19 protein-coding genes and 2 pseudogenes are annotated in these 21,176 nt (G+C 38.0%); 15 read left to right on the top strand and 6 right to left on the bottom strand.

What is annotated here, in order from left to right; all coding sequences use genetic code 11:
• Positions 1-281: 281 nt before the first annotated feature.
• A complete protein-coding gene (locus tag ACH0QE_RS09755) occupies positions 282-671 on the bottom strand; it encodes a DUF7147 family protein (RefSeq protein ID WP_415800502.1) in 390 nt (129 codons plus the stop codon).
• 167 nt (positions 672-838) lie between these two features.
• On the opposite strand from ACH0QE_RS09755, the gene ACH0QE_RS09750 reads away from it, so the two are divergent.
• The 3 genes from ACH0QE_RS09750 (at position 839) to coaD (ending at position 3,785) form a co-directional block, all read left to right on the top strand.
• Complete coding sequence (locus tag ACH0QE_RS09750; RefSeq protein WP_415800501.1) at positions 839-2,230, top strand: stalk domain-containing protein; 1,392 nt, start codon at positions 839-841, stop codon at positions 2,228-2,230.
• 487 nt (positions 2,231-2,717) lie between these two features.
• The gene (gene rsmD / locus ACH0QE_RS09745) at positions 2,718-3,290 is read left to right on the top strand and encodes a 16S rRNA (guanine(966)-N(2))-methyltransferase RsmD (protein WP_415800500.1); all 573 of its coding nucleotides are present in this window, start codon (positions 2,718-2,720) and stop codon (positions 3,288-3,290) included.
• A complete protein-coding gene (gene coaD, locus ACH0QE_RS09740; RefSeq protein ID WP_415800499.1) occupies positions 3,291-3,785 on the top strand; it encodes a pantetheine-phosphate adenylyltransferase in 495 nt (164 codons plus the stop codon). It begins immediately after the preceding gene.
• A gap of 17 nt (positions 3,786-3,802) precedes the next feature.
• On the opposite strand, the gene ylbJ is transcribed toward coaD, so the two are convergent.
• Positions 3,803-5,026 (bottom strand): sporulation integral membrane protein YlbJ, encoded by a 1,224-nt coding sequence (gene ylbJ, locus ACH0QE_RS09735; RefSeq protein WP_415800498.1) that lies wholly within the window; start codon positions 5,024-5,026, stop codon positions 3,803-3,805.
• 292 nt (positions 5,027-5,318) lie between these two features.
• Between ylbJ and ACH0QE_RS09730 the strand changes: the two genes are divergently transcribed.
• The 3 genes from ACH0QE_RS09730 to ACH0QE_RS09720 all read left to right on the top strand — a co-directional run bounded on the left by ACH0QE_RS09730 (position 5,319) and on the right by ACH0QE_RS09720 (position 8,553).
• Positions 5,319-6,128 (top strand): patatin-like phospholipase family protein, encoded by an 810-nt coding sequence (locus ACH0QE_RS09730; RefSeq protein WP_415800497.1) that lies wholly within the window; start codon positions 5,319-5,321, stop codon positions 6,126-6,128.
• A 2-nt stretch (positions 6,129-6,130) separates the two neighbouring features.
• Complete coding sequence (locus tag ACH0QE_RS09725) at positions 6,131-7,156, top strand: SepM family pheromone-processing serine protease (RefSeq protein ID WP_415800496.1); 1,026 nt, start codon at positions 6,131-6,133, stop codon at positions 7,154-7,156.
• Positions 7,157-7,353: 197 nt separating this feature from the next.
• Positions 7,354-8,553, top strand: a complete 1,200-nt coding sequence (locus tag ACH0QE_RS09720; protein WP_415778012.1) for an IS4 family transposase — start codon at positions 7,354-7,356, stop codon at positions 8,551-8,553.
• A gap of 362 nt (positions 8,554-8,915) precedes the next feature.
• Here ACH0QE_RS09720 and ACH0QE_RS09715 read toward each other — a convergent pair whose 3' ends face one another.
• On the bottom strand, positions 8,916-9,773 hold the full coding sequence (locus ACH0QE_RS09715; RefSeq protein WP_415800495.1) for a cation diffusion facilitator family transporter: 858 nt from the start codon (positions 9,771-9,773) through the stop codon (positions 8,916-8,918).
• A 222-nt stretch (positions 9,774-9,995) separates the two neighbouring features.
• Between ACH0QE_RS09715 and ACH0QE_RS09710 the strand changes: the two genes are divergently transcribed.
• Positions 9,996-10,658: a ZIP family metal transporter gene (locus ACH0QE_RS09710; RefSeq protein WP_415800494.1), complete on the top strand. Its 663-nt coding sequence runs from the start codon at positions 9,996-9,998 to the stop codon at positions 10,656-10,658.
• 103 nt (positions 10,659-10,761) lie between these two features.
• Entirely contained in the window at positions 10,762-11,067 is a 306-nt protein-coding gene (locus tag ACH0QE_RS09705; protein ID WP_251615467.1) for an ArsR/SmtB family transcription factor, read from the top strand.
• Between the two features lie 138 nt (positions 11,068-11,205).
• Here ACH0QE_RS09705 and ACH0QE_RS09700 read toward each other — a convergent pair.
• A pseudogene (locus ACH0QE_RS09700) lies at positions 11,206-11,594 on the bottom strand (recombinase family protein); the annotation flags it as partial.
• 372 nt (positions 11,595-11,966) lie between these two features.
• On the opposite strand from ACH0QE_RS09700, the gene ACH0QE_RS09695 reads away from it, so the two are divergent.
• The 5 genes and pseudogenes from ACH0QE_RS09695 to ACH0QE_RS09675 all read left to right on the top strand — a co-directional run bounded on the left by ACH0QE_RS09695 (position 11,967) and on the right by ACH0QE_RS09675 (position 18,802).
• A complete protein-coding gene (locus tag ACH0QE_RS09695) occupies positions 11,967-13,226 on the top strand; it encodes a cytochrome P450 (protein WP_415800493.1) in 1,260 nt (419 codons plus the stop codon).
• A gap of 370 nt (positions 13,227-13,596) precedes the next feature.
• Positions 13,597-13,962 (top strand): ArsR/SmtB family transcription factor, encoded by a 366-nt coding sequence (locus ACH0QE_RS09690; protein WP_415800492.1) that lies wholly within the window; start codon positions 13,597-13,599, stop codon positions 13,960-13,962.
• Positions 13,955-16,354 carry a heavy metal translocating P-type ATPase gene (locus ACH0QE_RS09685; RefSeq protein ID WP_415800491.1) on the top strand — a complete coding sequence of 800 codons (2,400 nt, stop codon included), beginning with the start codon at positions 13,955-13,957 and terminating at the stop codon, positions 16,352-16,354. Before ACH0QE_RS09690 ends, ACH0QE_RS09685 begins: the two co-directional genes overlap by 8 nt.
• 236 nt (positions 16,355-16,590) lie before the next feature.
• Positions 16,591-18,009, top strand: coding sequence for a dihydrolipoyl dehydrogenase (gene lpdA, locus ACH0QE_RS09680; protein WP_251615205.1), 1,419 nt, complete (start codon positions 16,591-16,593; stop codon positions 18,007-18,009).
• 127 nt (positions 18,010-18,136) lie between these two features.
• A pseudogene (locus ACH0QE_RS09675) lies at positions 18,137-18,802 on the top strand (CadD family cadmium resistance transporter).
• Between the two features lie 253 nt (positions 18,803-19,055).
• On the opposite strand, the gene ACH0QE_RS09670 reads toward ACH0QE_RS09675, so the two are convergent.
• Both ACH0QE_RS09670 and lspA read right to left on the bottom strand, forming a co-directional pair.
• The gene (locus ACH0QE_RS09670; RefSeq protein ID WP_415800490.1) at positions 19,056-19,769 is read right to left on the bottom strand and encodes a C39 family peptidase; all 714 of its coding nucleotides are present in this window, start codon (positions 19,767-19,769) and stop codon (positions 19,056-19,058) included.
• A 127-nt stretch (positions 19,770-19,896) separates the two neighbouring features.
• The gene (gene lspA / locus ACH0QE_RS09665) at positions 19,897-20,358 is read right to left on the bottom strand and encodes a signal peptidase II (RefSeq protein WP_415800489.1); all 462 of its coding nucleotides are present in this window, start codon (positions 20,356-20,358) and stop codon (positions 19,897-19,899) included.
• A 184-nt stretch (positions 20,359-20,542) separates the two neighbouring features.
• Between lspA and resA the strand changes: the two genes are divergently transcribed.
• Positions 20,543-20,920 carry a thiol-disulfide oxidoreductase ResA gene (resA, locus tag ACH0QE_RS09660; RefSeq protein WP_415800488.1) on the top strand — a complete coding sequence of 126 codons (378 nt, stop codon included), beginning with the start codon at positions 20,543-20,545 and terminating at the stop codon, positions 20,918-20,920.
• Positions 20,921-21,016: 96 nt separating this feature from the next.
• Positions 21,017-21,176, top strand: a 160-nt coding sequence (locus ACH0QE_RS09655; protein WP_415800503.1) for a cytochrome c biogenesis protein CcdA, incomplete at its 3' end; no start/stop codon positions are given.

The raw sequence follows: 21,176 nt of genomic DNA, 5'->3' as shown, positions 1-21,176 counted from the left end.
CGAAACTTCAACTCCGCCGTCAGAAGCAAAAAGCGCTTCTTTGTCGGAGTCTCCAGTTTCTGCGTTTCTGGGCAGTCGGCTATACTTTTCTATTTCGGTCCTGCCAATGAAGTCAAAGAACGACTTCACTGTCAGGCCCTCCAGCGCTTGTCGGAGTTAGGCAGTCGCCTCCGCTTTTCGAATTGTCTAGTTTCGCCACCTAGAAACTTTGAAACTTCAACTCCGCCGGCAGAAGCAAAAAGCGCTTCTGCCGGCGGAGTCTCCAGTGCACTTGCTTTTATCTATTGAAGCGGCGGAATGTAGTGGTTTAGCCTCAAAATCCCAATAAGGTGTTGATAGTACAATTCTTTTTCAGCGAACATAGTTGATGGTTTAGCGTCAAATTCAATGATCGTTTTCCCCAGGTCAGCAGCTAATTCTGCAAACATGTCGTAGCGTTTGTTCTTCAGGACATGATGATTTGGAATCCCCTCCCTGCAGACATATAGCGCCTGGAATTTCCCGGGGTCGGTTGGCTTAAGCACAACGACAAGAGAACTTACATCTTTTTCATCGATCTTTGTGTGGATTGCCATCAAATGCATCACACGATGCTGGTTTGCCCTGGTAGTTTCTATCAATTCGTAAAGATCCGAATATCCTTGCCCAAGCTCAATAAAACGCTGAATCAATCTGAATTACCCCTTCCAACTTATCATTCCATCATACTTTACCATTTGTAATCGAAAATTTGAAGCATTTGTCAGGCTAGATTTTTTCATACAAATTTAAAAGTTTATCTTACTCTTGACCTTTGTATTTGCTATTTTATTAGTAGAAGAGATTGGAGAGTAAGTTAATGAGGAAAATTTCTTTCCTGTTGACCACAGGGTTATTCATAATTATATGCGCAGCCGTCATTTGGCAATGGAGTGCGTATCAAGAAAACAATGACCAGCCAGCCGAATCGAAAGGAGATATATCTCTCATTGTAACGGTGAAGGTTGATCAGAACGAGCTTCAAGTGAAGCAGACCTTTGATAATCTTGATATGAACCAAAAATATCATGCAGTCATCCCGTCGCAGGCTATAGAGGTCAATTGCACAGATGCAGAGGGAAATACATGCGAAGAGGGACATAAGCCAAAAGGGGGTAAGATGCATTTTGATTACAAAATAAAATCCGGCCCCGGGCTTTCGATGCTCTTGAATGATTGGATGATTGTTCTGAAGGATACGGCGATCAAAAAGACGAGAATCGAGTTAGTAGACCAATTTTATAGGAGGGGCACATGGTCCGCCGGACTCCCGTTGAAAGGTTATAAGCAAACGGAGCTGCTGCACTATTATGTTTTTGAAGGAGCGAATTCCACTCCTTCGCTATATTGGCAGGAAAAGCCCCTTTTCAAACTAACAGGGCAAAAGGGCATCGATTATTATACCACTCAAAAGGAACAGGTTATTTACAAGTTTGACAGTCTTGAGCCCTTTTCTGACAACCATTTATCTGTAGTGATCATTGATGGCCAAAGGACTGTCCGCGGTAACGGGCTCCTGCTGACAGGAAACGAGCTGACCGATAAAGAGTTTGAGCAAGAATTGGCATCTGCATTTTTGTCTTCGAAGTTTGGAGCAGACGAGGAAGCAGAAGGATGGCTTCTTGAGGCATTGGCTTCACTGGTAACAAAGCAGGAGCCAGAAAATGAAAAGAGCAGGGCGATGGTTGAAGAGTTGGTAAAAACTTTGACTCCAGAAGAAATAAATGCTTTTATCACCTATTTTTCCAAGCAAGGGCACCTTGATGGCAACTCGCTTGATAGGTCTTTGTCATCTATCAAAGGGATGGAATCGGACTTCTTTTCAATGAACAAACAAAAAGGGGTAGGTCTGTTCCCATTGCTTTTTACAGACGCAAGAAGCGTCATAGTGAATGGGGATGTAAAGGAAGAACTGGCAGTTGTCATTAAAGGAGATCAAGTCCTGTTTCCTTTAGTGCCGACTATGGATGCTTTAGGCTATAAAACCAAATTAGGAACTGAATTTACAACATTGGAAATATCATCTGAGAGCAACACTTACTACTTTAACGTAAAGAATAAAACATTCATTCATGAAGGCCAAACCTTCGGGCTCCTTGAGAACCCATTCCAGAACCTGAATGGGGATTGGTATTTGGAAAAGCACTGGTTAAATGCGATTTTTAAAGTGCAGATTTCGGAAAATGAAGAAGCGATTACTCTTGGGTCATAGAGTTTTATCTGGCCATTATTGAGGCAAAAAAAAAGCCCTGCAGTTTCTGCAGGGTCCTTCTATATCCCTTTAACAGGATAGAAGGCAAAGGGAGAGGAGAAACCGGAGGAAGAACTTATGGGGAAACGTAAGTCTTCTCCGCGGTTGGCAACAACATCCTCAAATTGATGTTGTTAATCATCATTATTTCCACATTAGGAAGGGATATACACTTATTTGGTTAATTTTTTATATGTGTGGTAGGATAAGGGAGTAATTTACATAATGAAAGGCTGTTTTCGTAAAGATTGTTGATAAAACCCTAAAGCCGATTTTAACGTAATATTAAGCCATATTGTTGTTCGGTATTAAGTTTGCATGCTCTTTTTTCATAACAAGAGTCTACTTTGCGAAGAAACATAGTTCATTCACTTCTATTTGGTGTCAATAGAAACAAAGTTGAGAAAAGAGCCAAATGAAAAAGCTACAAGATTGAGGAGTACATAATATGAGAGTTGTATCAGGTGATTTGAAGGGCCGGGTTTTGAAAGCGGTACCCGGAACGTCAACAAGACCTACCACTGATAAAGTAAAGGAATCGCTGTTCAATATGATAGGGCCTTATTTTACAGAAGGAATGGGCCTGGATTTATTTGCAGGAAGCGGAGGGCTTGGAATTGAAGCTCTAAGCAGGGGTCTGGATAAAGTTATTTTTGTCGACCGTGAAGGCAAGGCGATACATGTCATTAATGAAAACCTTAAATCGTGCGGGTTGGAAGAAAAGGCAGAAGTATACCGAAATGATGCTGTCAGGGCGTTGAAAGCAATTCAAAAAAGAGACTTAGTCTTCGATTATATATTCCTGGACCCGCCCTATAAAAAACAGCAGCTGGTTAAGCTGTTGGAAACGATTGATAAAGGGAGTCTTGTTCATCATGATGGTCTGATCGTCTGTGAACATGCTTCGGATATCACTCTCCCAGAAAAGGTAGCAGGACTTGTGCAGACTAGAAATGAAAAATATGGAATTATAGGAATTACTCTTTATAAAGTGGATGCAGTAGATGAGGGGGAAGTATAAGTGGCAAGAGTGGCTGTGTGTCCGGGCAGTTTCGACCCGATTACATTGGGGCATTTGGATATCATCACTAGGGCAGCAAAGGTGTTTGATGAACTTTATGTAGTGGTTTTGAATAATTCTTCAAAACAACCTTTGTTTTCCGTCGAAGAAAGAATTGAACTGATTGAACAGGTGACAAAGAGCATCCCGAATGTAAAGGTGGATTCATTCCAGGGATTGCTGGTCGATTATGCAGAGAGTGTTAACGCCGATGCCATTATCAGGGGCTTGCGAGCTGTTTCGGATTTTGAGTATGAAATGCAAATCACATCAATGAACAGAGTGTTGAGTGATAAAATCGAGACTTTCTTCATTATGACAAACAACCAGTATTCATTCTTGAGTTCAAGTATTGTCAAAGAGGTTGCAAAGTATGATGGGAATATCTCTGAATTAGTTCCGCCCGAGGTTGAAGAGGCTTTACTTAAAAAATTCAATAACGAAAAAGAGAAATAACGGGCAGAAATTGCCCGTTATTTTTCTTTCAATATGCGATTTCCAAGTAGCCATACATAAATGAGCAAACTGCAGATTGTAATAAGCGGTCCGGCTGTGGTGAGCATGTTATGCGCTGCTGCGAGGCGGCTGCCTTCTGAAGTAAGATATTCCATTACCGGCAGAGCATTGGATGGCTGGCCATCTTCAAAAAAGCGTACATAAACCGGCTTCCATAAAATGAAAGCATAGAATGCTGAAAAGATGCCGTGAATGATCCTTGCAAAAAAGAATGGCTGAAAGCGGATGTCTGTCTGGGCAAGAATGCTGGCAACCTGAGCCTGGACACTAAAACCGCTGAAAGCGAGTATAAAGCTGGTTATTACTGCCTGATGCATCAGGGTAGCTTCCTGGATCTGGCTGGTCATCTGGCTGCCGAGAGTAATTTCGAAAAGGCCTGAAATGAATGGTAAGCTAAGCATATCTGTCATGCCGAGCATCACTAGCATAATTTCTAGGAATTCAGCCAGGAATGCGGTGATGTGAAGATGGAATAATAGTTTGTTAATAACTGAGAATAAGATAATGAACCCGCCAATCATCAACAAGGTCTGGATGGAAGACATAACAGCGTCGCCCAGCAGTTTTCCTATCGGACGATTGTCTTTTATCCTTGTCCTATGCAAAGCGGCAAACGCATCCCTGATCGTCAATTTTCGTTCCTTTTCCTTTGTGGCTTTTTCTTCACTTCTGCCATAGAACCTCATAATCAATCCAACGCTGATGTTTCCAAGGTAATGGGCAAGGGCCAGAATAACACCGAGCTGAACATTGTAAAAGAACCCAACTGACACAGCGCCAAAAATGAATAGAGGGTTGGAGGAATTAGTAAACGATACCAGCCTTTCTGCTTCGATTTTTGACAGCTGCCCTTCCTGGCGCATTCGTGCCGTCAGCTTTGCTCCTGCAGGGAAGCCGGAAGCCATGCCCATTGCCCAGACAAAACCACCAACACCAGGTACCCTGAACAGTGGCCTCATCAAAGGTTCCAACAAAACGCCAATAAAACGAACGACACCAAATCCAATCAGCATTTCTGAAACAATGAAAAAAGGAAGGAGCGAGGGAAAGACAATTTCCCACCACATATTCAAGCCTCTTATCGAAGCATCAAAGGATTGTTGGGGAAAAGAAATGAGTGAAGCAGCCAGTAAAGTGACGGAGGCTGCAAGGAAAATTGTTTTTATTCTAGATTTAATCACCTAATATCCTCCTTCCTGCGGTCTTGCTGTGAAACTTTTTTAAATCAATGGTAAAATAGAAGGAAATTCACCGAAGGGTTATTTTCCATTCATTTTCCGATTCTATGTACCTTCCATACAGCTGTATATGTGGAAGGCCCTGTTAATCAAGGGTCGTTTATTTGATTTAAACAAGTGAATTTTTATGGAAAAATTACATAAATAATGATTAGTTGTCAGCCTTGTCCTCATATAAATCAATATACTCGCTGAACTCCAAATTAGACCAAGTTTAGTTTGTATCGAAAAAATCATGGTTTTAAGGGAGGAAAAAGCTTTGGCAGGTCCAAAGGTAGGTTTAGCTCTTGGATCAGGTGGAGCAAGGGGGTTTGCCCATCTGGGTGTCATAAAAGTTTTAAGAGATGAAGGCATCCCGATCGATTTGATTGCTGGAAGCAGCATGGGTGCACTAGTAGCTTCATTTTACGGTGCAGGCCTCGACGTCGATCGGCTCTATAAACTATCGCGTGTGTTCAAACGGAAATATTATCTTGATTTTACGGTGCCAAAGATGGGTTTTATCGCAGGAAAAAGGGTCAAGGAGCTCATTAGGATTTTTACCCATGGAAAAATGATCGAGGAACTGGATATCCCGATTGGCATTGTTGCAACAGACCTGATGTCTGGGGAGAAGGTCGTCTTTAAAAAAGGACCTGTGGCGGAAGCTGTTAGAGCTAGCATTGCAATCCCGGGTATTTTTGTCCCGGAAAAACTGGACGGAAGATTGTTCGTCGATGGCGGTGTTGTTGACAGGATACCAGTTTCAGTCGCTAAGGAGATGGGAGCTGACATCGTCATCGCAGTTGATGTATCAAGCGTGAAGATAAACGAGGATGTCACCTCAATTTTTGATGTGATCATGCAGAGTATCGATATCATGCAAATGGAGCTGGTCGCAAATCGGGAGGTCGCTTCCGATGTAATGCTTAGGCCGCCAGTTGAAATGTTTAATTCCAAAGCATTCACTAATATAGAAGAAATCATTGCGATTGGTGAAGAAGAAGCAAAAAAGCACATCGATAAGATAAAGAAGTGCATTGAACAATGGAAGGAGCCTCAATGAGAATGAGCAGAAAAAAGTCTATAGCTCTGTCTATATTGGCAGCAATATTATTAATGGGCAGCGCTCTTTATTACTTACCTTACTATGTAACAAAACCGGGGATGGCAAAGGAGCTGGAACCGATTGTCGAGGTTGAAGACGGGTATGATGAGGAAGGAAGCTTCATGCTTACGACAGTCAGGATGGGCAGAGCGAATATATATGCCTATATCATTGCTAAGCTGAGCAAATATCAGGAACTCTATCCTGTAGAAGATATCAGGGCGGATAATGAGTCTGATGAAGAATATAATATCCGCCAGCTGCACATGATGGATAACTCGAAGACATCAGCAATAGAGGTGGCCTATAAAAAAGCAGGTAAACCAGTTGACTACACCTATAAGGGAGTTTATGTATTAAGGATAATGGAAGGGATGCCGGCTGAAGGCAAACTTATGCCTGGCGATCTGGTTTTCCAGGTGGATGACAATGAATTTGATTCATCTGATGAGTTCATTAAATATGTCAGTTCAAAAAAACCAGGTGATACAGTCGAGCTTTCCTATAAACGGAATGGGAAGACAAATTCAATTAAAATTCCTTTAAAGGCACTTGATGATGGAAGCAACCGACCGGTAGTAGGAATTCAGCTTGTCGATGACAAAGAAATTGACGTTGAGCCAGATGTAACAGTCCAATCTGATGAAATCGGTGGTCCATCTGCTGGCTTAATGTTTTCACTGGAAATCTACAATCAATTGATCGAGGAAGATTTGACAAAAGGTTATGAAATAGCTGGTACAGGAACAATGAGTCCCGATGGAACGGTGGGAAGAATTGGCGGGATCCAGCAGAAAGTAGTAGCTGCAGATAAGGCAGGTGCAGAAATTTTCCTTGCTCCGTTTGAAAAAGGTGCCAAGGGCTCGAACTATGAAGAGGCGCTGATCGCCGCTAAAGATATAGATACGAAAATGAAAATAGTCCCTGTTGATACATTTGAGGAAGCTGTTACCTATCTGGAGAATTTAAAAGAAAAATCAAGCTGAAGCCAGCTTGATTTTCTTTTTTATAGTTAAGGAAACTACACTAGCGTTGCATAAAGAAAATTTATTCTTGTCAACCTCTAAATACCACCTAAAAACTAACATAAATGTTAAAAAAAACCTTTAATATATATATAAAAATCCTTATAATTAGTAGGAAGGTTAATGTCCTGTCCAAATCCTAATTATAAGGAGTTCCCATGGACAAGAATAACACAAAAACAGTATTAAATAAATACCTTCATCCGATGGGTGAGGGGGTATTAGTAAAAATGGCTAAGCAATCTGAACTTGATAAGTATGTAAAAAAACTTAAGATCATACCTTTTGTAAAACTGTTTACCTACGCACAATTAAAACGAATTTCTAGTTTAACGGATATTAGTTTTGAGCTGAATAAGGATCCAAAACTCCAGAAAGCAATTGGGTTAAAGTCGATTAGTAAATCCCAATTGTCAAGGAAGTTAAGTGGGATTTCCCCTATTATCTTTGATTCCGTACTAAAACATCTCATACAACAAGTACGTCAAATATATGGAGTTGGCAAAGCAAATCAAAAGCTTAGAAAGCTGCATCTTATCGATTCATCAACGATTACTCTTAGTCTTAAGGAGCATCCTTGGGCACCTAAGAATCGCTATACTTCTGGTATCAAACTGCATACACGCGTGGTGTTTCATGATGATGTTACATACTTAGATGATATTATTGTTACATCTGCAAGACCTTCTGACGTAGCACAGTTAGATGCGCTCTTAGTAAATATACCTGGTACCTTCCATGTATTTGATCGAGGGTATTTCGACTTTAAGAAGTTCGAGAGACTCTGTTCCGAAGGAATTCGATTTGCCACACGGATTAAGGAGAACACGGTGATTGAAGTAATAGAAGAAGTTCCTGTGCCAGAGAACTCATCCATTCTAAGAGAAGCTGTTGTTTTTATAGGGAAAATGAAACATCCCCTTCGTTTGATAGAAACAGTGGATTGCGAGGGAAAACAAATCCAGATTATTATTAATGATGCTAAAATCCCGGCAGAGGAAGTAAGTACGATTTATAGGGATCGTTGGAAAATAGAGTTGTTTTTTAAGTGGATGAAACAACATATGGTATTAAAAACGATGTACGGTAAAAGTCAAAATGCAGTACATAACCAAGTTTATATGGCGATGATTGCCTTTTGTTTAACTCTATTATTACAAGCCGATTTAGGGTTTAAAGGTACATTATTAGTGTTAAAAAAGCATATTGCAAAATTTGCATTAAATAAATATCTAGAATTAAAGGAGGAATTATTTAAGCCTCCTTCAAGATCCTCCGCAGGAAGAAGAAGTTATGATCATGAACAAGCGTTTAAAGAAACAATGAAGGAAGTGGAAACAGGAGAATTTAGAGAATAATAATCAACTTCAAATATATGTAAAAATATGGATAAAGGACACCTTCATTGATGTCACTTTATCCTTTTTTCTTTTTTGATGGGATATATAAAGTCAGAATATTCATTCTTTTATATTTCGCCCCGATTTTACTGACAAATTTTCCATTTGACTTATGAGCAAAACTTTTACGCAACGCTAGTGAGGAAACTATAAAATTTTTGAGTTGTGGAAAACTTCATGAAGTTTTCTTAATCCAGCTTCAGCGCCTAGCCCCTCGAGACGCTTCGGTCCGCACAATGAAGTCAAAGAACGACTTCACCGGTCGGCCCTCCAGCGCTTGTCGGGGCTGAACGAGGCGCTTGCGCTTTTTATTCTTCTTATCATGTTTTTCGTCCACGTTCGACCTGAATCGAAATGAAGTCAATATTTTCATCATTGTTCTTCAAGATTTGGCTGATTTTATTCCTAATTATTTCTTCCTGTCCATTTTCCAATTTTTCTTGGACGACAAGGTGGATGGAGAATGCACTCGCTTTACCGTCAAGGGACCAATAGTGCAAATTATGAATACCCATAACATATTCTAGATTCAGGAACTGATCCTTCATGTCCTTGAGATTAACTTCTTGAGGGACCGCATCCATCAAAATGATAAGTGTTTTCTTGAGATTTTTAATTACATGGTAAAGTACAAATAGGGTGATCCCAATGGAAAGAATAGGGTCTAAAATAGGAATTTCTTTGAATTGCATGATGATACTGACTACTAAGACTGCAATCCACCCGAGTAAATCCTCCAATAAATGCCATGAAAGCATTTTCTGGTTCATTCCACTTTCCCCTTTTTTTACACGATATGCTGCATATCCATTTATCGCTATACCAAGAATCGCAAGCCAAAACATTCCCTGAGAGTTCGGAGACACGGGTTCAAATAACCTTTTTCCAGCCTCAATCAATACATAGAGGGAGCCGAAAATAAGGACTGCTGCATTCAGCAATGACCCCATCAAGGATAATCTCTTATATCCAAAGGTGTATTTATCGTTGGGTTTCCTACTAGCCTTCCGTTCGAGGTACCATGACATCCCAAGGGAGATTGAATCTCCCAAATCGTGTATCGCGTCAGAAATGATGGCGATACTTCCTGTCAAGATTCCTCCTATAATTTCTATAATGGTGAATGAAAGATTTAGAAAAAAGGCAACTCCCATACTTTTGTGTTTGTTTTTACCCATAAGCTGTCCTGCTCCTTTTTTTACTTCTCTTTTCCCTCCTTGGCTTCGCTAAAACTGGAAATGCCATTTTCAATCAACAAATCAATCAGCATGTCCATTGAAAAATTGAATATACATCTTAAAGAAGTTTTGGCCGGAAGGTGTGAGGATGGATTGCAACCTGCAAATGTAAGTGCCATATTAGCATGGATCGTTTTCCTGGGCCTCCTGTTTGGGGGATACATGACATTTTTCATTAATAAGAAATGGAAAATGAATCATCAATCTATTCATTTATTCTGTGGCGGTCTTTTATTAGGCTTAATCACATTCGACTTAATTCCAGAAGCGCTGGTTCGATTAGATCATTTAGGGGTTTTTATAGGGATTTCTTCAGGAGTATTGCTCATCTTGACAATTGACCGTTTTTTTCGCCAGTTCAATCACAAAGCCCAGACGGGATGGTCAGCCTTCATCCTTTTATTTTTGGCGCTGTATACCCATAGTATACCAACGGGGTTTGCACTCGGTCTAAGCTTCTTTAATGAAGAAGTCGACACATTTTATTTAACGATAGCCATAGTCCTTCATCATATTCCAGAAGGAGTAATATTAATGGGAGCCATCCTCCAAAATAAACTAAGTTCCACCATTTTCTGGATTTCCTGTGCCATCTTGTCTTTTGGCGTCGGTTTAACAACCTTTGCAGGTCAAACTATACCTGTCGTCCCGCTTAAGTTTTATACACTGGTAATAGGAGCGGCAATAGGGACTATAAGTTATATAGCTTTATACGAAATTATCTGGAAAAGTATTGGGACCGTTTCCATGTCAAGATTGCTAATCATATTAGCTATTGCACTTGGTTCAATAAAGTTAATGATCATGGTGATATCAACCTGGTAAGCAGTTAAATTGACTTCGAATAGCTGGCCATGCTGTGATATAATGAACCTTATAAAACCTTGAGGTGAACGAATTGAAGAAATCAGAACATGAACCAGTTGATATGGTGAATCTTGAAAACACCTTGGATGAAGAGACGCTGTTTATAGTATCGCAAACTTTTAAAGCGTTATCTGACCCTACTAGGATCAAGATCCTTCACCTATTATCAAAAGGACAAAAATCAGTCAACGAAATTGCTGAACAACTGGAGATGCTCCAATCAACTGTTTCGCATCAGTTACGATTCCTTAAAAATTTAAGATTAGTAAAGTACAGAAGAGAAGGTACTTCCATGATATATTCGTGCGATGATGAACACGTAATGGGTGTCTTGAAACAAATAATTGACCATGCCAGACATCATTAGTACTAGAAACCTTAAGCTTGCAGAGCCTCCTGCAAGCTTTTTTGTTGTATAGAGCCATTTAAAATATCTTAGTGGGTAACAATATGTGTCTCGAGGCGAGTGTCCAGGCTGACTAAGGCATTTGCTATATTCCGTCATTCTGGCAGATTTTAATCCTGATTTTGTACGTTCACTGATAATATCTCGTTCTAAATTCAGCGATACTCGCCATTGTTCGGAAGAAAAAACGTCCCATATTTATAGACGTATCAATACTAGCCTGTATGGAAATAAAACTGGCCTTTTTTTCTTCAAAGGTTTCGGCCAACTAGATAAGGTGCTTTGTGGACCTTGAAATACGATCCAATTTATAAACCACCACAGAATCTCGCTTTAAGGAGTTGCTCTAATTCCGGGCGTTCTTTTTTCGTTTCCGTCATTTTTTCTTGTAAATTAACAGCTGAGCCTGTTTTCTCTAATGCGTCAATTTGAAAATCAAAATTTTGATCTTGTGTAGAAATACGAGCATATCCAAATATTTTCCCCATTCCTACGGAAAAATTATTCCCTAATTCGGATTCTAAGTCAATTTTAGGGAAGATGATAAAGGAATGGGTTTAGCGATTAGGAAACAAGAAAAATTAAGTGAATTATAGATAGGTTGAATTTTTCCCTGAAACGTTCGTTTATGGGAATTGCCTTTATCAATTTACAATAGGTTCTATTATGAATAGAAGAATGTCTCATAAATTAAAGAAGATGACTGAGCCCTGACTAAGAGCAATTAGAAGTCCTTCTCGTTAAGAAGGTTATAAAAGGTATCAAATTGAACACGGATGGGACAGATCGGTTTTTTTTTGAGTAAAAAGGGAAAGTTACAAAAAATATAATCCTCATTAATGAAAATGGAGATGAATGATATGACAGATATAAATCAAATGCCTCGGGAAGAAGGAATAGATCATAGCTTAAGCCTTATAAGAGAAGGATATAAGTACATTTTGAACAGACGTCAAAGTTTTAATTCTAATGTTTTTGAGACTCGATTACTGGGTAAGAAAGCTATCTGCATGATAGGAAAAGATGCTGCAGAAGTTTTTTATGACACTGAGAAATTCAAGAGAAAAGATGCAGCACCGAAACGGACGGTTCAAACATTATTCGGGAAGAATGGTGTTCAGGCGTTGGATGGACAAGATCACAAACATCGGAAAGAAATGTTTATGTCCATCATGTCTCCAGAGGGACTTCAAAGTCTAACAAACATTATAAAAAAACAATGGGAGACAGCAATAAATAAATGGGAACAGATTGATGAAATTATTCTTTATGAAGAAGTAAAAGAAGTACTATGTAGAACAGCCTGTCAGTGGGCAGGCGTCCCGTTGGAAGAAGAGGGTGTTAAGGAAATGACAAAAGACTTGGCAGCGATGTTCGAGTCTCCAGCTGCAGTTGGCCCAAACCATTGGTTAGGTAGAAATGCACGGAATAAAATAGAAAATTGGATTGGAGAGTTAGTTGATAAGGTGCGTAATGGGGAAATAAATCCTCCAGAAGATACAGCTTTACATAGATTTGCCTGGCATCGCGATTTAGAAGGGAATCTTCTGGGTACTGAGACTGCTGCTGTGGAAGTGATCAATATCTTGAGACCTATTGTGGCGATTGCTATATTCATCAATTTCACTGCGTTGGCATTGCACTATTTTCCAGAAGAAAGGGAGAAACTTGAAGCCCGTGATGAAAAGTATGCTCAGATGTTTGTACAGGAAGTTCGCCGTTTTTATCCGTTTTTTCCGTTTGTCGTAGCATTGGTAAAAAAAGATTTCACCTGGAACGGCTATAAATTTGAAGAAGGCACATTAACTTTACTGGATCTTTTTGGCACAAATCACGACCCTGAAATTTGGGATAATCCTGATGTGTTCAATCCTGATAGGTTTGCAAAATGGGAAGGCAGCCCTTTTAGCTTTATTCCGCAAGGTGGTGGTGATTACTTTATGGGGCATCGCTGTGCTGGAGAGTGGGTCACCATTGAAGTCATGAAAGTAAGTCTTGATTATCTTGCTAACCGAATGGAATATGAAGTTCCTAACCAGGATTTAAGTTACAGCATGGTGAGCATACCAAGTATTCCCCACAGCAAAGTAGTACTAAAGAATGTTAAACGAAAGTTATAATTAAATATAATAGCTTATTACGTTCGCCATTAGCCGAACAAGATAATTAAAAAAGTTGATTCCACAATTACGGAAGTCAGTTTAATAATTAAATCCACTAATATTAATGGAGAGTCGAAAAGCCCGTTTTTCTCTAAACAAAGAGAGAAATGGGCTTATATATTGTTTTTAACTGTATTCTGACGATATTCCCTTTGTGTGTCCCAACATAAAATGGAAATTAAATTCAGTTATAAAAATAATTAATAACTGTAAACTAAAGAAAACTTGATTTTTATGTAAATTATATTCAAACATATATTTGACTATTTGTTTGTGTTCTTTTATAATAATATTTAAATGAATATTTGATTGATGTGAGGTGGAAAATTTGCAAAATGATGCATGTGAAGTTACGTGTATAGATGAAGAAAAAGTCAAAAAAGGTAAAAATAAACTACTCCAACAAAATCCTTTGGAAGTAGCCAAAATTTTTAAAGCATTATCGGATGATACTAGGATTAAGATTGCGTATGCTCTCTCTTTAGAAGATGAATTGTGTGTATGTGATGTAGCGAATATTGTTGGTGCTACAACTGCCACAACCTCTCACCACTTGAGGCTACTTAAAAATCTTGGATTAGCTAAATATCGAAAAGAAGGTAAGTTAGTCTACTATTCATTAGATGATGATCATGTAAAGCAACTATTAAAGGTTGCATTTGCACACCAGAAGGAGGTCGTTAAAATTGTCTGAAGCAAAAGCATTAGAGGCTGAAAAAAATGTTTATCGTGTTCAGGGGTTTACATGTGCAAATTGCGCAGGAAAGTTTGAAAATAATGTTAAAAAACTCCCAGGAGTACAGGATGCAAAAGTGAATTTTGGAGCATCTAAGATATCCGTTTACGGTGATGCAACAATTAAAGAGCTAGAAAAAGCAGGTGCATTCGAGAATCTTAAAGTGGCTCCTGAAAAACCAAGACGTGAAGCTAAACCAGAGGTTAAGGAGGACAAAAACGTATACCGTGTTGATGGATTTACATGCGCAAACTGTGCAGGGAAATTTGAGAATAATGTAAAACAGCTTCCTGGAGTTGAGGATGCAAAAGTAAATTTTGGTGCATCTAAAATTGCTGTTTATGGTAATGCAACGATTGAAGAATTAGAAAAAGCAGGTGCATTTGAGAATCTTAAAGTAACTCCTGAAAAATCTGCTCGCCAAGCATCACAAGAGGTAAAAGAAGATACTAAAGAAGATAAAGTGCCGTTTTATAAAAAGCATAGTACTCTACTTTATGCTTCCTTATTGATTGCCTTTGGTTACCTTTCCTCGTATGTGAATGGAGAAGAGAACGTTGTTACTACCTTATTGTTTTTAGCATCCATGTTTATCGGAGGATTATCACTTTTTAAAGTTGGTTTGCAAAACTTACTACGTTTTGAATTTGATATGAAAACCCTTATGACAGTGGCTGTTATAGGTGGTGCTATTATTGGAGAATGGGCAGAAGTTGCCATTGTTGTTATTCTCTTTGCAATCAGTGAAGCACTTGAGCGATTCTCTATGGATAGAGCAAGACAATCGATTCGTTCATTAATGGATATCGCTCCTAAAGAGGCACTTGTTAGACGTAATGGACAAGAAATAATGATTCATGTTGATGATATCGCTGTTGGGGATATCATGATTGTAAAACCTGGTCAAAAGATTGCGATGGATGGTGTAGTTGTAAGTGGGAACTCTGCCGTTAACCAAGCAGCTATTACAGGTGAATCAGTCCCTGTTGAGAAAACGGTGGATGATGAAGTATTTGCAGGTACCTTAAATGAAGAAGGATTACTTGAAGTAAAAATAACGAAACTTGTAGAAGATACAACGATTTCTAAAATTATTCATCTTGTAGAGGAAGCACAAGGGGAGCGCGCTCCTTCGCAAGCATTTGTTGATAAATTCGCAAAATATTACACACCGATCATTATGATCATTGCAGCATTAGTTGCTATAGTCCCTCCTTTATTCTTTGATGGCAGTTGGGAAACATGGGTTTATCAAGGATTAGCTGTTCTTGTTGTTGGTTGTCCTTGTGCGTTGGTCATATCGACTCCTATTTCTATTGTTTCGGCGATCGGAAATGCTGCGAAAAAGGGTGTCCTTGTAAAAGGAGGAGTGTATCTAGAAGAAATGGGTGCCTTAAAGGCTATTGCTTTTGATAAAACAGGTACCTTAACAAAAGGAGTCCCAGCTGTAACTGATTATAATGTGTTGAACAAACAGATAAATGAAAAAGAATTACTATCCATCATTACTGCATTGGAGTATCGTTCTCAGCACCCACTTGCTTCAGCCATCATGAAAAAAGCAGAAGAAGAAAACATTACTTATTCTGGCGTACCAGTAGAGGATTTCTCTTCTATCACAGGAAAGGGTATAAAGGGTATTGTAAACGGGACGACTTATTATATCGGTAGCCCGAAACTCTTTAAGGAATTATTGACTAATGATTTCGATCAAGACTTAGAGCAAAATGTTACTACTCTTCAAAATCAAGGTAAGACAGCCATGATTATTGGAACCGAAATAGAAATACTTGCAGTTATTGCAGTTGCTGATGAAGTTCGTGAATCAAGTAAGGAAATTATTCAAAAGTTACATCAACTTGGAATCAAAAAAACAATTATGCTCACAGGTGATAACAAAGGAACTGCTAATGCTATCGGAGGGCAGGTTGGAGTATCTGATATAGAGGCAGAATTAATGCCACAGGACAAATTAGATTTTATTAAACAGTTGAGATCCGAGTATGGCAACGTAGCTATGGTAGGAGATGGGGTCAATGATGCACCTGCATTGGCGGCCTCAACAGTTGGGATTGCCATGGGTGGAGCTGGTACAGACACAGCCTTAGAAACTGCAGACGTTGCTCTAATGGGAGACGATTTAAGAAAACTTCCATTCACTGTAAAACTTAGCCGGAAAACTCTTAATATAATCAAAGCTAACATTACTTTTGCAATTGCTATTAAATTTATTGCCTTACTATTGGTTATCCCTGGTTGGCTAACGCTCTGGATTGCCATCCTTTCTGATATGGGCGCAACCCTTTTGGTAGCGCTAAATAGTTTGCGGCTAATGAGAGTGAAAGAATAAAGGAAAAAAGGTTAAAAAGGGCTTTCTAGACAGATTGGAAAGCCCTTTTCTAAAAAATAAATTTCATTAATAGTGTATCTTCTAAACCTCTAGCCTAATTAAAAATAGAAAGATTGGGTATAAGTAAAACATCAGTTTTTATTATTACATATTGGTATAAATATGGAGAAAAAACACTTTTATCCTTAATAAAATAATTCTTTTCATTTTTTATAAGATCGAAGGAGGAAACTGAAATGACTGTTGAAGGAAAAAAGGATGTAGATTTATTAGTTATAGGTGCAGGCTCAGGAGGTTATGTAGCTGCCATACGTGCTGCTCAGTTAGGGAAAAAAGTGGTTTTGGTGGATAAAGCAGAATTAGGAGGGGTTTGCCTTAACCGTGGCTGTATACCTTCAAAGGCTCTTATTAGTGCTTCTGAACGAGTGAAACACATAAAACATGCCAACTCAATGGGAATAAAGGTTTCTGGTGAAGTAGAAGTAGAAATGCCAGAAGTAGTGAAGTGGAAGGACGGTATAGTGAATAAACTAACGAATGGAGTTCGGACTTTACTGAAAGGCAATGGAGTAGAAGTCATTAGTGGGGAAGCTTATCTCACTGAACCCTATGTTGCCAAAATCAAAATTGGTAACGAAGAACAATTCTTTTCATACAAAGACTTAATTCTTGCGATAGGTTCTTTACCGACTGAGTTAAAAAGTATGCCATTTGATAGAAAAAGAATCATCTCTTCAACTGAAGCATTGATGCTTCAAGAAGTGCCGAAGCATTTAGTTGTAGTAGGTGGTGGTTATATCGGTTTGGAGTTGGGAACGGCTTATGCTAAATTCGGGGCTAAAGTAACAATTCTTGAGGGATCAGATACAATTCTTCCAGGTACGGACCCTATGCTTACAAATGTTGTGAAACGTCATTTAAAGGAACTTGGAATCACAGTTATTACGAATGCTTTAGTCCAAGGCGGAGAAAATACAGGCGATGAAATAAACGTTCAAGTTCAGGTTAATGGGAAGGAAGAGATAGTTAAAGGGGATTATTGCTTAGTTTCCATTGGAAGAAAACCAAACACAGGAAAAATTGGATTGGAAAATATCGGGGTTGAATTAGACCAACGCGGTTTTATTAAGATAAATGATAAATGTCAAACGAATGTTGAACATGTATATGCGATTGGTGACTGTGCTGGTGGTTACCTCCTTGCTCATAAAGCTAGTTATGAAGGTAAGATAGCTGCAGAGGTAATAAGTGGGCTAACAAGTGTGATTGATTTTCAGGCAATGCCTTTTGTTATTTTCAGCGATCCGGAAGTAGCTTATACAGGTTTAACGGAGAAGGAAGCAAAGGAAGAAGGATATGAAACAGTTTCTAGTCGTTTTCCATTCCAAGCTAACGGCAGAGCTTTATCTGTTTCAGATGCTGATGGTTTTGTCCAAGTTGTGGCGGATAAGGAGACAAATCGGTTGTTAGGTGTTCAAATGGTAGGGCCAGAAGTATCATCTCTTATTGCTGAAGCAGTTTTTGCAATTGAGTCAGGGGCAACTGCAGAAGATCTCAGCCTTACAATTCATGCACACCCAACTTTACCTGAACCACTTATGGAAGCAGCCGAAGGAGTTATGGGACATGCTATTCATATGTTAAATAAAAAATAACTTAAGGGAAATATATAAGCCTAAATTCTAATTCAGTACAATTTGAAATTAGCGACAAATAACTCCCAGCTATAAGTCTTATCAATTAAATTATCGTAATAAAAAATCAGTTAGTGGGTTGATGTAATTGACTTTAATTTTGAACGTTATTTCTGCAATAGGGGCATTTATAGTTACCAATATTGATGATATTTTTGTTTTGATGCTGCTATTCTCACAGGCAAAAGCACAGGTGAAAACGAGTGAAGGTTTAAAAGGTATGCAGACAGAGTATAAGCATATATCCCCTAAGGATATAGTTATTGGACAATATCTAGGTTTTGCCTTGTTAGTAGTAGTTAGTCTCTAAGGAACTTTTGGAGTTATGTTAATTCCAGAGAAATGGGTAGGATTACTTGGACTAATTCCAATCTATTTAGGAATTATGTTGTTTATAAAGGGAGAAGATGAGGATGAAAATGCAATTCTTTCAAGTTTAAATTCTTGAAAGTATAATAGTGTCTTTTTAAGTGTAGCATTTATAACATTTGCTAATGGCGGAGATAACATTGGAATATATGTTCCTTTCTTCTCAACTTTAACCATGAACCAATTAGCAGTAACGGTTATTACTTTCTTTATTATGGTGGCAATTTGGTGTTTTATTGGATATCGTTTGGCAGCTTTTAAACATGTCTCTGAAACCTTAGAGAATTACGGTAGGTGGATTATACCCATTGTCTTTATTGGTTTAGGAATCTATATCATGGTGGAGAACGAAACTTTCAGTGCCCTTTTGAGTTTAATAAATTAAAAAAAATCTTCAAAAGTCCCTCTGGTTAACAGTAGGGACTTTTGTTTTTCTTCTTTCAAATAATGGAATCTATCTTAACCAACTAACTATTGGATATAAGTAATTGCTTGTCTACCCAGTTGCACCCATGCAGCTTCAAAGTCTGCTATTTTGGCCTTTTTATTCTTTGTGTTTGTTAGTGGATCATTAAAGTAAATATAGCTTTGGTCATATCCTGTCACTAATACAGAGTGTAGCTTATATGTGATTTCAATTAGGCTGTTGGAGTAATCCATGTTTCAAATTTATCTTCAGGCAATTCATTATATAAGGTATTTGTAATAACCCATACTGGCGATCCAAGATTAAGATAATATTTAATCGTACTTAAATCGCTTCCTGTTATATCAATAATTGTTTCAGGTAAATATATTTGAGCTAATTCCCGTATTGGACCGTGGTACACACCATAGCCTGGTTGAGTTAATGTGTACATGTTTCCAACAAAACCACTATTAGGGTTCCCAAAATACTCTTTATCTCCCTCTTTTCGATAAGGAGTAGAATCTTTTTTAACTATCTTTGCCAAATACATTTTATCCACTGCAACACCCGCGGATTGAAGTAGCATTGTCAGCGATGTAACTTCACATCCTCTTGGTAATTCTGGAAGCTGAGAGATAATTGGAGCACTTAAAAGGACACTTTTCTTAAATTCTAGCTTTTTTAATGATAGATTATTATGCTTTTCTGAATGTAATGTAACGTTGACAGGTTTTGATGTCATATGATTTTCTTCTAAATAGGAAAAAGGGTAAAATCCTTCTTCCTTTATATAGCCATAACTACTTATAAAAAATAGAATCAAAAATAAAACAGAATAAACAAAAGCTGCTTTTTTATAAGTTGAAGCAATAAGTTTAGATGCTCTTAATTTTGATAAAAGAAGAAAAAGAGTGAGTGAGACCCCTGCTAAAAAAATAAACATATAATTCTCCCGATGAATTTTAAGTAGATGTGTAAAGCCTCACTTTTAGTTTATTAGGGGACTGAAGAAACACGTTTTTAATGGCTTAGAGTTATCTCTTGAATAAAATACACTTATTGTTCCATTCTCATTTAATAGGATTGATTTTGGATACTTTTGATTCTCTATAAGTACTAATTAGCAGCAATATAGCTCCACTAACTAGAAAGACATCTGCTGTGTTGAATATTGGGTAATTTATAAATTGTATATCAAACATATCCGTGACTTCTCCGAAAATTAATCGATCTGTAACATTTCCAGCTGCACCTCCAATAAACAAACCAAGAGCTACCCGTGTTAGTTTATCTGTAACCTTCCGAGAATAGAAGATAATTCCGATTATTGCAATAAAAGCAATGCTAATTAGGAAGAATTTTTGTCCCGAAAAAATCCCCCATGCAGCTCCTGCATTACGATGGGAGGTTAGATGAAAAAAATTATTAATTATAGGAATAGTTTGACCATATTCCATAAAGTTCCTGGTCATATATTTAGCAAGTTGGTCAATTATTAATGTTATAAGAGCAATCCAATACAAAATTGTCACCTCAATATTATAGAGTTTCTGTTATTATTTGTTGTGAGCATCATCATTCAAATAAACATTTGAGTAACTTGCATTTCTAGATTATAATTATTGATGGAAAATGTCAACCCTTCACTTAATCTATGAAATATAAGAAGGCAGAAATAGGGTTTACTAAAATAAAATAATTCTATGACTTCCCTTCATGAATTACTACCAAAACTTTTTTACTGAAAAAATAAGGATTCAAGCAGGGGAGCAAGCACCTCATTTTATACTTGAAGATATGAAAGGTAACAATGTTCAACTTTCTGAATTAAAAGGAAAAGGAGTTTTTCTAAATTTTTGGGGTACTTGGTGTAAGCCATGTGAAAAGGAAATGCATTATATGGAAAGACAGTATAGTCATTACAAAAATCTTGGTGTGGAGATTTTAGCTGTTAATATTGGAGAAAGTGATATTGCTATTGAATCGTTTGTAAAAAAGCATGGTCTTACATTCCCTATTCTTAAAGATAAAGATAGAACTGTGCCCGAAGCTTATGACATAACCCCAATTCCTACAACATTTTTGATCGATTAGAACGGAAAAGTAGTAAAAGTAATAACAGGAAGTATGACCGAAAGGGATATAGCAAATTATATGGAACTTATTAAGCCATAGTCAGGTGGTATCATTATGGAACAATTAAATTTACTTCTTGCATTTGGAGCCGGTCTTTTATCGTTTATTTCACCTTGTTCCCTTCCTTTGTATCCAGCGTTTCTTTCTTATATTACCGGTGTATCGATAAATGACCTAAAGAAAGAAAAAGGTATTTTAAGAAGGAAGGCTTTTA

Source organism: Mesobacillus sp. (assembly GCF_047739415.1).
Taxonomy (GTDB): domain Bacteria; phylum Bacillota; class Bacilli; order Bacillales; family Cytobacillaceae; genus Mesobacillus.
This window is presented reverse-complemented; position numbering and strand designations above follow the sequence as displayed.

What these genes read in the sequence shown, in the direction of transcription:
- ACH0QE_RS09695 (WP_415800493.1), top strand. Translation starts at nt 11,967, where the DNA reads ATGACAGATATAAATCAAATGCCTCGGGAAGAAGGAATAGATCATAGC.
- ACH0QE_RS09750 (WP_415800501.1), top strand. Translation starts at nt 839, where the DNA reads ATGAGGAAAATTTCTTTCCTGTTGACCACAGGGTTATTCATAATTATA.
- ACH0QE_RS09710 (WP_415800494.1), top strand. Translation starts at nt 9,996, where the DNA reads ATGACATTTTTCATTAATAAGAAATGGAAAATGAATCATCAATCTATT.
- ACH0QE_RS09730 (WP_415800497.1), top strand. Translation starts at nt 5,319, where the DNA reads ATGGTTTTAAGGGAGGAAAAAGCTTTGGCAGGTCCAAAGGTAGGTTTA.
- ACH0QE_RS09670 (WP_415800490.1), bottom strand. Translation starts at nt 19,769, where the DNA reads ATGTTTATTTTTTTAGCAGGGGTCTCACTCACTCTTTTTCTTCTTTTA.
- lpdA (WP_251615205.1), top strand. Translation starts at nt 16,591, where the DNA reads ATGACTGTTGAAGGAAAAAAGGATGTAGATTTATTAGTTATAGGTGCA.
- ACH0QE_RS09705 (WP_251615467.1), top strand. Translation starts at nt 10,762, where the DNA reads ATGGTGAATCTTGAAAACACCTTGGATGAAGAGACGCTGTTTATAGTA.
- ACH0QE_RS09715 (WP_415800495.1), bottom strand. Translation starts at nt 9,773, where the DNA reads ATGGGTAAAAACAAACACAAAAGTATGGGAGTTGCCTTTTTTCTAAAT.
- ACH0QE_RS09720 (WP_415778012.1), top strand. Translation starts at nt 7,354, where the DNA reads ATGGACAAGAATAACACAAAAACAGTATTAAATAAATACCTTCATCCG.
- ACH0QE_RS09725 (WP_415800496.1), top strand. Translation starts at nt 6,131, where the DNA reads ATGAGCAGAAAAAAGTCTATAGCTCTGTCTATATTGGCAGCAATATTA.
- resA (WP_415800488.1), top strand. Translation starts at nt 20,543, where the DNA reads ATGAATTACTACCAAAACTTTTTTACTGAAAAAATAAGGATTCAAGCA.
- rsmD (WP_415800500.1), top strand. Translation starts at nt 2,718, where the DNA reads ATGAGAGTTGTATCAGGTGATTTGAAGGGCCGGGTTTTGAAAGCGGTA.